Consider the following 12,950-nt stretch of genomic DNA (forward strand, 5'->3'; position numbering starts at 1 on the left):
AGCGCGGAGTTTCCTCCGCCAACCACGGCGACAACCTGATCGCGGAAGAAGTTGCCGTCGCACAAGGCACAATAAGAAACGCCCCGCCCCGTAAGCTCCGTTTCGCGCGGTACCCCCAGAGGACGGGGATTGGCACCAGAGCAAATAACGACAGCTTTCCCTACGATGGTCTCTTTCCCTACGCTGAATGACCAGCCGCCGGGAACCTGCTCCATCTTGAGGACGGCATCATTATACCGGTCCAATTCGTAGTCATCCAGATGCGCAGCGAACGCATCAGCCATCTCCCATCCCTTGATCCCTTTAGGGAATCCCGGGTAGTTCTCGATGCTTTCCGTCTTGAGGATCTGTCCCCCCGGAGCAAGCATTTCGATCTGGGCCACGGAAATCCCGGAACGGCAGAGATAAAGGGCGGCAGTGATCCCTGCGGGGCCGCCGCCTACGACAATGGCGTCGTAATGCTTCATGCCAAAGCCTTTTGTTCGATCATGGTCGCGATGCTGGACTTGGATACAGCACCGGTAACCTGCTCAACAACTTCACCGTTCTTAAAAAGAATAAGGGTAGGAATGGCGCGAATCCCATACTTGCCAGGGGTCGAGGGGCTTTCATCCACATTCAGTTTGACCACGGACAACTTGCCTTCGTATTCATTGGCGAGTTCATCGATGATGGGGCCGATGGCACGGCAAGGACCGCACCAAGGGGCCCAGAAGTCAACCAGAACGGGAAGCTGGGACTGCAACACAACGGCATCAAAGTTGGAATCATTCACTTGGGTAGCCATTACCGACTCCTTACGAAAGTTGCTTGTTAAGAAACAAACTGGTGCACTTTTTTACGCGAAAAGGCAGTGCCTCCAACGTAGCAATTGTAGGTGCGAGATCCCAGGGTGTCAAGATGCTGTGGAAAAGATTCACTATATGAGAAAAACGGCTCAAGCTGCTTATAGAGAGTGCAACGGTACACGCAACTCCCCAAGATCATCGGGGAGTTTTTGCCCGCGAGGAATGGCTGGGAACGCCAGCCCCTGTCCGTATCCCTTACAGGCCAGCAATTCGCCCGCATGTGCGATCATGACGGCGTTGTCAGTACACAGAAATCTCGATGGCAGCAAAAGCGGCTTGCCCACTTTCTCGGCAAGGACATGCATCGCGGCCCGAACCTGCGTATTGGCGGCCACACCGCCAGCGACGACGATCCCGGTGATCCCTTTTTGCCGCTCGCGGTGAAACGCCTTCTCCATCTTGAGGCTCAGCGTCTCAGCCACAGCCAGCATATAGGATGCGCAGACATCACACAGTGCGGGAGAGGCCGAGTCGGTACCGGCTTCGCGGACACGCCTGCCCTCCTCCACGAGCACGGGGTGTTCGTTGAGATACGTCAGCGCGGCCGTCTTCAATCCGCTGAAGCTGAAATCCAGATTATCCACATGGGTGTACGGACGCGGGAACAGATGGGCATCGGCAGTCCCCCTCTGGGCGAGACGATCCAGCAATACCCCGCCGGGATATGGCAGCCCCAGCATCTTCGCGAACTTGTCGCAGGCTTCCCCGGCAGCGTCATCAAGCGTATGCCCGAGCAGTTCCAGAGACTCCGGAGCGTCTATCCTGTAAATATGGGTATGCCCGCCGGAAACAAGCAGTCCGAGCAGCGGATACCGCAACTCATGCTCAAGGCCGACGGCCAACAAATGCGCATGGAGATGGTTGACGGCAATAAGCGGTTTGTTGCCCGCCAGAGAAAGCCCTTTTGCAAAGGCCACGCCGACAAGCAAGGCCCCAAGGAGCCCGGGACCGCGGGTCACCGCTACGACGTCCACGTCTGCGAGAGTCAATCCCGTGCGGCGCATCAACTCATCATACAATGCGCCCAAAAAACGGTAGTGCTCACGGGACGCGATCTCCGGGACGACCCCCCCGAACAGGGCGTGCACATCCATCTGCGTGGCGAGCACGGATTCCACACACTTCCCGTCTCTGACCAGCGCCAGCGCCGTTTCATCACAAGATGTTTCGATACCAAGACAAAGCATGACAACCCATCGTGTTCAATATAAAAAAGATATCCCTGATAAACGAACGATCGACCCGTTCTCGGCATGTGAACACGCCCTGAGGTCGATCGTCCGTCTATCACGCCGCCGGACCGCATCCGGCCATACGCGGATTTACTTCTTGTAAATAGCGTTGATCGCTTCAACATCCTTGCGGGACCCGATAAACAGAGGTACCCGCTCATGCAGCGTGGTCGGCGTGATGTCCAGGATACGGTTGTGGCCGTCGGTCGCGGCACCACCAGCGTTTTCCGCCACAAAAGCCAACGGAGAGGCTTCGCACAGGTACCGCAGCTTCCCACGGCTCTTTCCCTTGCGGCTGTCCGGCGGATACATGTACACGCCGCCGTACAGAAGCGTACGGTGGAAGTCGGCAACCAGTGAGCCGACGTACCGTGCGGAACAGGGAGTCGCATTCGGATCGTCAGGATGCTTGAAGTAGTCGATCGCGGCACGGGCCTTGTCATCCCAGTGATTCCAGTTACCCTCATTGACCGAATAGATGCTTCCAGTCTCGGGGATACGGATATCGGGATGGGACAGCAGGAATTCCCCCACGCTCGGATCAAGTGTGAACCCATGCACGCCCTGACCGGTCGTGTAAACCAGCATGGTCGAAGTGCCGTACAGGAAATAGCCGGCGGCTACCTGTTCGGAACCGGGCTGGAGGATTTCATCAAGCTGCACTTCACCGGTACGGCCGGGCTTACGGCGCAAGATGGAGAAAATGGTCCCGACGTTGATGTTCACATCAATGTTGGAGGAGCCATCCAGCGGGTCAAAGACCAGCATGTAGTCCCCGCGGGGGAATGCCGCCGAAACGCGCACCAGTTCCGCATTCTCTTCGGAAGCTATGGCGCACAACACACCGGAACGCTCCATCCGGTACAAAAGAACCCTGTTGGCAAAATCGTCAAGCTTCTGGACATTCTCACCCTGAACGTTGATATCCCCGGTGCCGCCAAGAACATCAAGCAGACCAGCCTTATTTACGCTGCGGCCTATGATTTTGGCCGAAAGAACAAGATCATGAAACAACGCAGTAAAGTGGCCCGTCGCCTGCGGAGCCCTCTGCTGCTGCAGAAGCAAATGTTCGGTGACGGTGATTTCAGAAGACATGAGCCCTCCTTATGGGTCCTGTGAACGATCTGAAAGTGAATCAAGAAATCGCCTTTGAATAACCATCAAAAGCGGGCATGTACGCGCCTCGATCAATCCGAAATGGCTGACTCCTCCATTCCCAACCCCTTAATGGGGGGAAGCGGCGCTGTCAGAATGCTGCTGTCTCCGCCTTCGATGACATGGGATTCCGTGACCGGAGCCATCATGCCCTGAGAACTGAAGGCCGCCGGATGGGATAGCGCATCCAATTGCCCGGGCTGTTCGGGGAAATGCCCTTCCGAAGGCGTCGCAAACACAATCGGCTGCGTCCCGAGGAAACGTACCATCCAGATGAACGATCCGGTCTTGTTGGAAACCGTACCATGTGTGGAATCTTTTGTGAGTTCGCTCCAGTCCTGCCCCGTCAGCGGCGTGGCGTCAACCGCGAAACGACCCGGCCACAAAACCCCCTGTGGCGCCAACACAACAAGATCCTCAGCGCCGCTGGTATAAGTGAGCAGCGACCGCATGTCAAAATGGGCCACAAGCAATCCCAACATTTCCGAACCGGAATAGATGGGAATGCCGGTCAGCACTTCGGGCCCAAGCGGCGTATCCTCAACCAAACCACGAAGGCCCCGCAACTCGTTGCCTCTGGCTTTCTGCTCCAGCATCTTCGCAAAATCAAGCTCTTTCATGGCCGCCGGGGGGCTCCTGCGCGAGGACCATGCCATTGGCGTCCACCGCCGCGAGGCCGGAGAGCCACGGGAAGCGATGGAAAAGGACCGCCACGGATTCACCCGTCGGCGGCTTGTCCGAGTTCTGAAGATACCGCTCGAGCTGTTCAAGCTGGATGTCTATGCCCACCATGCGCGAGGCGAGCGTCGTTTCGGCGTCATTCAATACCCCTTTGTCATCATAATCAATCTGGGCGGGGGGATTGATATACTCACCGTAAAAAGCTTTGGTGCTTTTCCATGTGCTGTCGAACGTGGAACAGCCTCCGATGAACACCAAAGAGCCAATCAGGGCCGTCGTAATAAAGGAACTCTGCAAGGACACACAACTCTCCAATGTAAACGGGCGTGCTATACGCGCGCCCGTGCTTCGAGGCGATCCGCTAACGACTCCAGAAGGGACATCAACTGATTCTGCCCTCCCACGTCGCCATACGAAGGTTCTCCGATTTCCGTCTGCTCTCCGGGTTCCGTACCGTTTCCGGCCATCCGGGAAACCAATGCGGCGACACTATCGTGCAGCTCTCTGGCTTCTTCCGGCGTAGGCGCAGCGGCCTCAAGCTCCTGATAGATTTCAAGAGCACCGACAATGTCCCCCTGCTCCGCGAGCACGTCAGCCATGGAACGGGTCCGCAGCGTCGGCTCTTCAGGGTTTTCGTCAGCCATAAGGTCTGAATCCTCATCAGGATCAACCCAATGCACTGATTTTGCTTTGTTTGGTAAAAAAGGCGTCACGCATGAAGGGTGCTCTCGGACAGGAGCGCTTTCCTCAAGCATACTCTCTAGGAGTTCCGCATCAGCAATGGAAGATTCCTCAACGGGTACCGTGCAAGAAGAAGAAGAAGAAGAAGAAGAAGAAGAAAGTTCCTGCGCGGAGGGCGTAACCGTGCAAAGCGTTTCTTCGTGGGAAACACCGCATGGGGGCTCGGAATCCCAAGCCTCGGTTGATTGGGGAGAGGAAAAACTGCGGCGTACGTCCTGCAATATACCCAAACCACTCTCTAAAATCAGACTCAGAGAATGTTCCGGGTGGCGTATAGTCGAGGCCATCAGCCGGATGGCCAATGCCAGATCCCTGTTTTTCTCCGAAACGGACTCAGCCCACACTTCCCAAAAGGCAGGGTAGCGCTCCAGCAATCCCGTTACAGTGGAAAGTTCCTCAGAACACTCACCGGCACGCGACTGTTCGAAAAGAATTTGGATTAGCAGGAGACGCGCTTCAAGAAAAACAGACGAATGCCGTAGCCCCGCCCGCAAAACCTCTATGGCCTTGTCCGGCTGCTGCGAGTCCCTCAGGAGTTTCGCCAGCGGGAAAAAAACCTTGGAATCAGGGTCCAGTTTGAGGACTTCCTGATACCACTCAATTTTTTCCATCATGAGGCAGGGCTCCACGCGCATTCGCATCTTCCGTAAAAAGATAAAGAATTTCGTTACTCCGGACGAAATTCAGCCGCTGCCGGATCATCTTTTCCACATATTTCTCGTCAGACTGCAAGAGGCGGATTTCTCTGCTCAACCCGGCATTAACGACATCAAAGCCGTCGCGCTCCTTGAGCAGTTCCGCGTATTGTGAAGCCAGCTCCCTATACGAAACGAGACTCTGCGGCCCCCACAACAGACGAGAGGCAAGAACCACGTTGACGATAATGGCCAGAATGAGAATAAAAACTTTCCAAAGCGTGGCTTTGGAAGATGTATTTGCGGTGCTTCGTACGTTCATCATGCAGCCCGATCGTTTTCCCGCCAGATGCCATAAAACTTATAGAAGTAATTCAGGCCGGAAAATATCGTGAGCACAAGGGCGATGTAAAGCAGAAAATTTCCAATCAGATGCACGTTTACGCCCAAAAGCGGATAATGGAGCAAGAGGGGAACGATGGCGATGATCTGCATGACGGTTTTGACCTTGCCGTATTTGTCCGCTGCAATGACGACGCCTTCATCAATGGCCATTGCGCGCAAGCCGGTCACGGCAAGTTCCCGGCCAATGATGACGACAGTCACCCACGCCGGAACCCACCCCAGCTCAACGAACATGATCAGGATGGAGCAGATAAGCAACTTGTCGGCAAGGGGGTCCAGAAACTTTCCGAAGCTCGTAACCATATTCCCCTTACGGGCAATATGCCCATCAAGAAAATCGGTGAGCGATGCGATGCCGAAAAGCACCGCTGCAAGAAAGCACGTGATCTTCCCCGGAAAATACAACAGGAGAATGATAGGAACGACGAAAAAAATCCGGGCCAGTGTAAGCTGATTTGCCAAATTGAACATAGTATTACCCGCTTTTGGCGACAGTTGTTGGGTTTCTATAGCACAACCATTGTGAAAGGCAAAGAGCAGAATTCTCCGCCACAGCGGTTTTGCTTTGGATAACTATCCCATGTTCAAGGCAATATAAAAACAGGCGGATCAGGCTGACAGAGCGGCCTGATCCGCCTTGCAACATATCGGGTGCGGAAAGTCCCTATTCGGCCTCGGTCGCGGCGATAACGGCGTCCGCGAGGGCCATGAACCCCTGACGCGCCGGGGAGTTTTCCGTCAGGGAGACAACCGGCACGCCCCGATCCGCAGCGATGACCGTAGCGGGATCCAACGGAATGGCGCCAAGGAACGGAAGCTCATATTGCTTCGCAAGCTGCTCCCCGCCGCCCTTCTTGAACAGATCGATTTCCTTCCCGCAGTGCGGACAGCTCAACCCGCTCATGTTCTCGACGATGCCAAGGACAGGCGCCTGTACTTGCTTGAGGAAATCGAGCGCTTTGCGGACGTCGGCAAGGGAAATCTCCTGCGGCGTGGTCACGACGATACACCCAGCGTCGGGGATGGCATCCAGCACGGTCAGATGTTCATCACCTGTGCCGGGAGGGGAATCGATGACCAGATAGTCCAAAGCCCCCCACTGTACGTCGGTCAAAAACTGTCTGATGGCCCCCGTTTTCTTGGGGCCGCGCCAGAGGATCGCCGTGTCCTTATCCTTCAGGAAGGAATCCATGGAAATAAGCGACATGCGCTCACCGCAGGGAACGGGCAGCATTTTGCCGTTTTCGTCAGCCATGACGGACGCGGAAGCCCCCAGCAGGCGGGGCACGCTCGGCCCATGAATATCCACATCAAGGATGCCGACCGTAAAACCGCGCGAAGCCAGAGCAGTGGCAAGATTGACCGTTACGGAACTCTTGCCCACGCCCCCCTTGCCGCTCATGACGAACAGCTTGTGGCGCACATCCTTCAGATTTTGAGTGAGTACTTTGTTCTGCATGGCCGCGGTCATGGGGATCGTAGCCTGCCCCTGCGGGGCCTGATTGGAACATGACGACATGAAAAGACTCCTGAAAAACGTTAGTCCCCTAAAAGGACCTTCCCGGTTTGCCACAAAAGGCAGGGAAAAGAAACCTTACCAGCCATGATCCCCAACAAGATCAACAAAGGCGACATTGCCGAAAGCCCTTGCCGTTACCCTGCCCTCACGCTTGGATACGCGGAGCAGCTTCTGCTCCCTGCGCGCCCGCCCCACCGGGATAGCCATGATCCCGGGATCGGCCAATTGCTCAAGAAGCGGCAGCGGTAAATTCGGCCCGCCCGCCGTCACGATGATGCGATCAAAAGGGGCCTGGACCCGCCAGCCCAAGGTCCCATCGCTGAGCTTCATGCGGATCCCCGGGCTTCCTTCCGGGAAAAGCTCCCGTACGGCCTCGTACAATTCCCGCACACGCTCTATCGTAAACACTTCAAGCCCCATTTCACGCAGCACCGCCGCCTGATATCCGGATCCCGTACCGATTTCAAGCACTTTCATTCCCGGTTTTGCTTCAAGCAGCTGTGACATGAACGCGACGATGTATGGCTGTGAAATTGTCTGCCCAAACCCGATAGGCAGGGCGTGATCCTCATAAGCCCTCCCTTGCAGGGCTTCGGGGACAAAAAGATGACGCCGGACCGTCCGCATAGCTGCAAGAACAGCCTCATCCGTGATGCCCTGCTCTTCAAGCAGTTTGACCATCCGTGCGCGCTGGCGTTTGAAGTCGGGAAAAATCCTGTGCTGTCCGAGTTCTGTCATGAATGTTCCAGTAAAAAATACTGCGAGTATCCGCCGAACGGCTTCCAAAAGCATACCGGAAGGCGTTGGCCGACACTTGCCTAGACGCTTTCCCTGTGCGAAAATGCTTTCTTACAGTATGACCGTCTTGCGTAAGAATGCAAGCTCCCGCCATCGCCTCAAACAGGTATTTTGCACGGCCCCCTGGTTCGCGCTTCGACGAATCCTCATCATTCTGCCGGACCATGCTGCACCTTTTTATGGAGAACAAATATGATTTATGTCAGTGACCTGATGACGAGCAGAGTGTTTACGCTTCGACGTACGGACACCCTTCAAGACGTGCGTTCCCTTATGCAGCTTGCCAAGATCCGCCACATTCCCGTGACTGAAGATGGAGACCGTTTCGTCGGCCTGCTCACGCACCGGGATCTCCTCGGCTATGCGGTATCACATCTTGCGGAAATCAACCGGGAAGAGCAAGAAGAAATCGAATCCTCTATTTTGGTCGGCGACATCATGCAAACCGACGTCAGGACCGTTTCGCCCGATACCCTTCTCCGGGAAGCGGCGGAGATTCTCTACCGGAACAAGTACGGCTGTTTGCCCGTCCTCGATGGGGACAACAAACTCGTTGGCATCATTACAGAAGCAGATTTCCTGCGTCTGGCCATCGCGCTGCTGCACGACGCCTGATCTTCCATCACATCAACCCGCTGGAGCCCCCTTCATCACCGAGCGCGCTTTAAGGAAAAAAAATGGGTCGCATCATTCGTAATACCATCAGCTATGGCTTTGTAACGCTCATTCTAGCTGCCTTAGGTTTTTGCATTTATCTCTTTCTGGACGACCTTGACGGGCCTGAAGTCACCATGACGCCCGATACCGGGCGGATCTCGCCGACGCAGGAGATCACTCTCAAACTTACGGACGCCAAATCCGGGGTCCGCTCCGTTGTCGTCACCATCCACCGCAATAATCAGTCTCTGGTTATTCTCGATAAAGTATTCAGCGAGCCGGCCCCCGTTCAAACGACTTCGTTCAACCTCAAGAACGCGGGCCTGCGGGACGGCGCCTTCGAACTGGAAATCACGGCGCGTGACAATTCCCTCATGAGCTTCGGCAAGGGGAACGGGACCACGCGCAAGTGGAACATGCAATTGGACACGCAGCCGCCCAAGGTCCGCATTAAAACGACGGTCCCCGCCCTGCGCCGCGGCAGCGTGACAGCCATAGCCTACAGCGTTTCGGAAGACGCCAGCATGACCGGCGTCCAGCTTGGCGAGCAGTTCTTCCCGGCCTTCCTTCAGCCGAACGGCCTGTACTACTGCTTCTTCCCCTTCCCGCTGGACACCCCAAAAGGAAAGTTTGCGCCGGAACTGCTCACCCGGGATCTTGCCGGAAACGAATCCCGGAACAGGGTCCTCGTCAACGCCGGGGAACGAAATTTCCGCAAGGATACCCTCAATATCAGCGACAATTTCCTGAACAGCAAAGAGGATGTTTTTAAGGAACTGGTTCCTGATGACATCTCAAACCTTGAACGGTATGTGAAGATCAACAACGAAGTGCGCATTTCCAATGAGAAAACCCTGTTGGAAATCGGTAAAAATACCTCGCCCACCATGTTGTGGAGCGGCGCTTTCAAGCGTCTGCCGGGGTCGGCCTCCAGAGCGTCTTTTGGCGATCAGCGCACGTATATGCACAATGGGACGAAAATCGACGAGCAGACGCATATGGGGCAGGATCTCGCTTCCGTGGCCCACGCGCCGATTCCCGCAGCGAATGACGGCAAGGTCGTTTTTGCGGAGCCCCTCGGTATTTTCGGCAATCTCGTCATCGTCGACCACGGGCTTGGTTTGCAGTCCCTCTACTCCCATATGAGTGAAATCCAGACGAGCGTCGGCGCTACGGTAAAAAAGGGAGACATCATCGGACTTACCGGTACAACCGGCCTTGCGGGCGGCGATCATCTGCACTTCGGCATCCTCATGCACGGCATCCAAGTGCAGCCGCTTGACTGGCTGGATCCCAAGTGGATCAAAAACACCATTACCGATCGGCTTGATGCCGCCGGGGCCGAACATTAAAGCGGATTAGCCTTGAAAGCGTGGTTTGGGGAAGGAGAATTTTTCTAGAGAAACATTCTCCTTCCCCAAACCTGTTTACATGCCCCATCCTCCCTTTCCCCAAATGTGTGCTTACCGAAGTCTGTTCACAGTTTTTCTGGCACGGATTACCCTTGAAATGACGCGATTCCAAAGAGGAAATAATGAGAAAGAACGAAGGAGACGCCGCCTTACACAGCAAAACGCCCTGCAACAGTTCGTTGTTGCAGGGCGTTTGCATTTTCACCAAAATCTATTCTTCACATCGCTACGCACTAAGAAATAGGATAGCCCTATACGAAACAATAAGCGTTTATCATACGTTTATCAGAGCGTATCCCCCCAATAATTACTTTGGACAGGTTAAAGCGTCTTCGGCTTGCAACTCTTTCCGCAACCACCACATCCGCAAGAGCACTGCCCCTTTCGAGCTTTCTTTGCGCGCCAGACCATATACCCCACCGCAGCCAAAACAATAAGGCTCACAATAACAAGCTGTATATCCATCGAGTTGCCTCCAATCATTCTCAAGGAGATGTGCAGCTGCACGTTCGTTAGCAACAAATAATGATATTGAAATTCTTTGTCAAGTATAGAATCAATACAGCTTCTCCGCTTTTCAGACATACACTCCAATTTCTCCTGTTTCCTGAACCGATTGAACAGAATAAACAGAAAAAGGGAAGGCCGAAACCTTCCCTTTCACAAGACGAATCGTGAAAAGACATCAGCCGAGCAGACGCTTGGCGATCTCCTGAGCGGCCTTGCGCCCGGCTCCCATGGCCAAAATGACCGTGGCCGCACCAGTCACAATATCGCCGCCGGCGAAGACGTTCGGAATGGACGTTTCGCCCGTCTCTTCATTGACGACGATGTAGCCGCGCTTGTTGAGTTCGAGTCCAGGCGTCGCTTCAAGCAGGATCGGGTTGGAGCGTGTCCCCACGGCCACAACCGCGAGATCCGTCTCGTGCTCAAAAACCTCCCCTTCAATCGGCATAGGACGGCGACGTCCGGAGGCATCGGGCTCACCAAGCGCCATACGCTGCAAAGTCACGGACTTCAGAACGCCGCTCTCGCTGGCGTTGAAGTGCAACGGCCCCACCAGCTCGAAAAGCTTTACGCCTTCCTCTTCCGCGTGTTCGATCTCTTCATGACGCGCGGGCATTTCAGCGCGCGAGCGGCGATAAATGATCGTGGAACTTTCCGCCCCGAGGCGCAGAGCCGTACGCGCGGCGTCCATCGCCACGTTCCCGGCGCCGAATACCGTCACATGCTTGCCGGGATAGGTCGGCGTGTCGAAATTGGGGAAATCATAGGCACGCCCGAGGTTCACGCGGGTCAGGTACTCGTTGGCGGAAAACACGCCGATGAGGTTTTCTCCGGGAATACCAAGGAATTGAGGCAGCCCCGCCCCCACGCCGATGAACACGGCCTTGTAGCCCTCATCGAACAACTGCTGAACGGAAACCGTCCGGCCGCCGACCCAGTTGGTACGGAACTCCACGTTGTTCTGACGCAGGCCATCAAGTTCCGCAGCCACGACATCCTTGGGCAGACGGAAGGCTGGGATGCCGTAGATAAGCACCCCACCCGCTTCATGCAGCGCTTCAAACACCGTTACCTTGATCCCGCGCGCGGCGAGATACCCAGCGACAGTGATGGAAGACGGGCCGGAGCCGATACAGGCAACCCTCAAATCCGGATTGGTGACGGCGCAAGCGTCGTTATCGGACACGCCCACGCAGGGATCATGCATGGCATTGTCGGAGACAAAGCGTTCCAGACGGCCAATAGCCACCGGCTCGCCCTTGATGCCCAAGATGCACTTGCCTTCACACTGGTTTTCCTGCGGGCACACACGACCGCACACGGCGGGAAGGCTGTTGGTGCTCTTCAGGATACGGTAGGCTTCCGCCATGTCACCCTTGACGACCTGAGCGATAAATTCGGGAATACGGACTTCAACCGGACACCCCTGGCGGCAGCGCGGATTCTTGCACTGGAGGCAACGGCTGGCTTCAAGCTGCGCCTGTTCCAGCGAGTAGCCGAGCGCGACTTCCTTGAAATTGTGCGCCCGCACAGCAGCGGGCTGGCAGGGCATGTCGACGCGGGGCGTCTTGGCAGGCTTCTTCACATTCTCAGTGTTTGTCATGGCAGCTGCACCTGTGCTCGTGATGTTCGATGGATTGCTTTTCCTGAGACCGGAAGGCGGACAAACGCTGACGCAGTTCGGCGAAATCCACTTTGTGCCCATCAAATTCCGGGCCGTCGACACAGGTAAACTTGGTTTCCCCGTCAACCGTCACGCGGCACGCGCCGCACATCCCGATGCCGTCCACCATAAGCGAGTTCAAGCTGACGGTCGTGGCCACGCCGAAGGGCAGCGTCGTGCCCGCTACGGCTTGCATCATGGGCACCGGACCAACGGCAACGACTTCCTGAACCTTCTTGTCTTTTTCAAGGCGGTCCTTCAAAAGATCGGTCACAAACCCCTTGTGCCCATAGCTTCCGTCATCCGTCGAAATGAGCACTTCGTCACAGAAGGATTTCAGCTCGTTCTCAAACAGGAGCAAATCCTTGCTGCGCGCGCCGATAATGGCGATCACGTAGTTGCCGGCCTTGTGGTGGCCCTTGGCGATATGGTGCATCGCGGCGATGCCCGTGCCACCACCGACACAGATCACGCTGTCGCCCTTGACGATATGCGTGGCTTTCCCGAGCGGGCCGGCGACGTCAAGAATGCTGTCGCCTTCGGAAAGCGCTTCCAGCATCATCGTCGATTTGCCCATCACCAGATAGACGATGGTGATCGTTCCCTTTTCCGGATCCGTATCAGCGATGGTCAGAGGGAAGCGCTCCCCCTGCTCGTTGACGCGCAGCATGACAAAGTGCCCCGGCTTCGCCGTGGC

At 55.8% G+C, this 12,950-nt stretch carries 16 protein-coding genes; 2 read left to right on the forward strand and 14 right to left on the reverse strand.

Features of this window, described 5'->3' with window-relative positions:
- From HMPREF0178_RS02405 to HMPREF0178_RS02450, 11 genes are all read right to left on the reverse strand, one after another.
- Positions 1-467: NAD(P)/FAD-dependent oxidoreductase (locus HMPREF0178_RS02405; protein ID WP_009378715.1), on the reverse strand; the 467-nt coding region annotated here is incomplete at its 3' end.
- Positions 464-787 (reverse strand): thioredoxin, encoded by a 324-nt coding sequence (gene trxA, locus HMPREF0178_RS02410; protein ID WP_005026689.1) that lies wholly within the window; start codon positions 785-787, stop codon positions 464-466. The genes HMPREF0178_RS02405 and trxA, both read right to left, overlap by 4 nt.
- Before the next feature lie 159 nt (positions 788-946).
- Complete coding sequence (gene tsaD / locus HMPREF0178_RS02415) at positions 947-2,035, reverse strand: tRNA (adenosine(37)-N6)-threonylcarbamoyltransferase complex transferase subunit TsaD (RefSeq protein WP_009378717.1); 1,089 nt, start codon at positions 2,033-2,035, stop codon at positions 947-949.
- Between the two features lie 135 nt (positions 2,036-2,170).
- Entirely contained in the window at positions 2,171-3,175 is a 1,005-nt protein-coding gene (fbp, locus tag HMPREF0178_RS02420; protein WP_009378719.1) for a class 1 fructose-bisphosphatase, read from the reverse strand.
- 92 nt (positions 3,176-3,267) lie between these two features.
- Entirely contained in the window at positions 3,268-3,855 is a 588-nt protein-coding gene (locus HMPREF0178_RS20305) for a hypothetical protein (protein ID WP_050809244.1), read from the reverse strand.
- The gene (locus HMPREF0178_RS20310; RefSeq protein ID WP_009378728.1) at positions 3,842-4,219 is read right to left on the reverse strand and encodes a hypothetical protein; all 378 of its coding nucleotides are present in this window, start codon (positions 4,217-4,219) and stop codon (positions 3,842-3,844) included. Before HMPREF0178_RS20310 ends, HMPREF0178_RS20305 begins: the two co-directional genes overlap by 14 nt.
- Before the next feature lie 26 nt (positions 4,220-4,245).
- On the reverse strand, positions 4,246-5,271 hold the full coding sequence (locus tag HMPREF0178_RS02430; RefSeq protein ID WP_009378731.1) for a lipopolysaccharide assembly protein LapB: 1,026 nt from the start codon (positions 5,269-5,271) through the stop codon (positions 4,246-4,248).
- Positions 5,255-5,617 (reverse strand): septum formation initiator family protein, encoded by a 363-nt coding sequence (locus HMPREF0178_RS02435; RefSeq protein ID WP_005026682.1) that lies wholly within the window; start codon positions 5,615-5,617, stop codon positions 5,255-5,257. Before HMPREF0178_RS02435 ends, HMPREF0178_RS02430 begins: the two co-directional genes overlap by 17 nt.
- Entirely contained in the window at positions 5,614-6,168 is a 555-nt protein-coding gene (gene pgsA, locus HMPREF0178_RS02440) for a CDP-diacylglycerol--glycerol-3-phosphate 3-phosphatidyltransferase (RefSeq protein WP_009378733.1), read from the reverse strand. The genes HMPREF0178_RS02435 and pgsA overlap by 4 nt, the downstream gene beginning before the upstream one ends.
- Before the next feature lie 193 nt (positions 6,169-6,361).
- The gene (locus HMPREF0178_RS02445) at positions 6,362-7,216 is read right to left on the reverse strand and encodes an Mrp/NBP35 family ATP-binding protein (protein WP_005026679.1); all 855 of its coding nucleotides are present in this window, start codon (positions 7,214-7,216) and stop codon (positions 6,362-6,364) included.
- 75 nt (positions 7,217-7,291) lie between these two features.
- Complete coding sequence (locus tag HMPREF0178_RS02450; protein WP_009378735.1) at positions 7,292-7,954, reverse strand: protein-L-isoaspartate(D-aspartate) O-methyltransferase; 663 nt, start codon at positions 7,952-7,954, stop codon at positions 7,292-7,294.
- A 252-nt stretch (positions 7,955-8,206) separates the two neighbouring features.
- On the opposite strand from HMPREF0178_RS02450, the gene HMPREF0178_RS02455 reads away from it, so the two are divergent.
- Together HMPREF0178_RS02455 and HMPREF0178_RS02460 are read left to right on the forward strand one after the other, a co-directional pair.
- Positions 8,207-8,629: a CBS domain-containing protein gene (locus HMPREF0178_RS02455; protein ID WP_009378737.1), complete on the forward strand. Its 423-nt coding sequence runs from the start codon at positions 8,207-8,209 to the stop codon at positions 8,627-8,629.
- Positions 8,630-8,691: 62 nt separating this feature from the next.
- The gene (locus HMPREF0178_RS02460) at positions 8,692-10,023 is read left to right on the forward strand and encodes a M23 family metallopeptidase (protein WP_009378738.1); all 1,332 of its coding nucleotides are present in this window, start codon (positions 8,692-8,694) and stop codon (positions 10,021-10,023) included.
- Positions 10,024-10,404: 381 nt separating this feature from the next.
- Here the strand turns inward: HMPREF0178_RS02460 and HMPREF0178_RS22965 are convergent, their stop codons facing one another.
- The 3 genes from HMPREF0178_RS22965 to HMPREF0178_RS02475 all read right to left on the reverse strand — a co-directional run.
- Positions 10,405-10,668, reverse strand: a complete 264-nt coding sequence (locus HMPREF0178_RS22965; protein ID WP_039958488.1) for a FeoB-associated Cys-rich membrane protein — start codon at positions 10,666-10,668, stop codon at positions 10,405-10,407.
- A 100-nt stretch (positions 10,669-10,768) separates the two neighbouring features.
- On the reverse strand, positions 10,769-12,193 hold the full coding sequence (gltA, locus tag HMPREF0178_RS02470) for an NADPH-dependent glutamate synthase (RefSeq protein ID WP_009378739.1): 1,425 nt from the start codon (positions 12,191-12,193) through the stop codon (positions 10,769-10,771).
- Positions 12,180-12,950 (reverse strand): sulfide/dihydroorotate dehydrogenase-like FAD/NAD-binding protein (locus HMPREF0178_RS02475; RefSeq protein ID WP_009378740.1); only part of this gene is annotated, 771 nt, incomplete at its 5' end. The genes gltA and HMPREF0178_RS02475, both read right to left, overlap by 14 nt.

This window comes from Bilophila sp. 4_1_30 (assembly GCF_000224655.1).
Classification (GTDB): Bacteria; Desulfobacterota; Desulfovibrionia; order Desulfovibrionales; family Desulfovibrionaceae; genus Bilophila; species Bilophila wadsworthia.

Coding starts and splice junctions, on each gene's coding strand:
- trxA (WP_005026689.1), bottom strand. CDS start 787: ATGGCTACCCAAGTGAATGATTCCAACTTTGATGCCGTTGTGTTGCAG.
- tsaD (WP_009378717.1), bottom strand. CDS start 2,035: ATGCTTTGTCTTGGTATCGAAACATCTTGTGATGAAACGGCGCTGGCG.
- fbp (WP_009378719.1), bottom strand. CDS start 3,175: ATGTCTTCTGAAATCACCGTCACCGAACATTTGCTTCTGCAGCAGCAG.
- HMPREF0178_RS20305 (WP_050809244.1), bottom strand. CDS start 3,855: ATGAAAGAGCTTGATTTTGCGAAGATGCTGGAGCAGAAAGCCAGAGGC.
- HMPREF0178_RS02430 (WP_009378731.1), bottom strand. CDS start 5,271: ATGATGGAAAAAATTGAGTGGTATCAGGAAGTCCTCAAACTGGACCCT.
- HMPREF0178_RS02435 (WP_005026682.1), bottom strand. CDS start 5,617: ATGATGAACGTACGAAGCACCGCAAATACATCTTCCAAAGCCACGCTT.
- pgsA (WP_009378733.1), bottom strand. CDS start 6,168: ATGTTCAATTTGGCAAATCAGCTTACACTGGCCCGGATTTTTTTCGTC.
- HMPREF0178_RS02445 (WP_005026679.1), bottom strand. CDS start 7,216: ATGTCGTCATGTTCCAATCAGGCCCCGCAGGGGCAGGCTACGATCCCC.
- HMPREF0178_RS02450 (WP_009378735.1), bottom strand. CDS start 7,954: ATGACAGAACTCGGACAGCACAGGATTTTTCCCGACTTCAAACGCCAG.
- HMPREF0178_RS02455 (WP_009378737.1), top strand. CDS start 8,207: ATGATTTATGTCAGTGACCTGATGACGAGCAGAGTGTTTACGCTTCGA.
- HMPREF0178_RS02460 (WP_009378738.1), top strand. CDS start 8,692: ATGGGTCGCATCATTCGTAATACCATCAGCTATGGCTTTGTAACGCTC.
- HMPREF0178_RS22965 (WP_039958488.1), bottom strand. CDS start 10,668: ATGTCTGAAAAGCGGAGAAGCTGTATTGATTCTATACTTGACAAAGAA.
- gltA (WP_009378739.1), bottom strand. CDS start 12,193: ATGACAAACACTGAGAATGTGAAGAAGCCTGCCAAGACGCCCCGCGTC.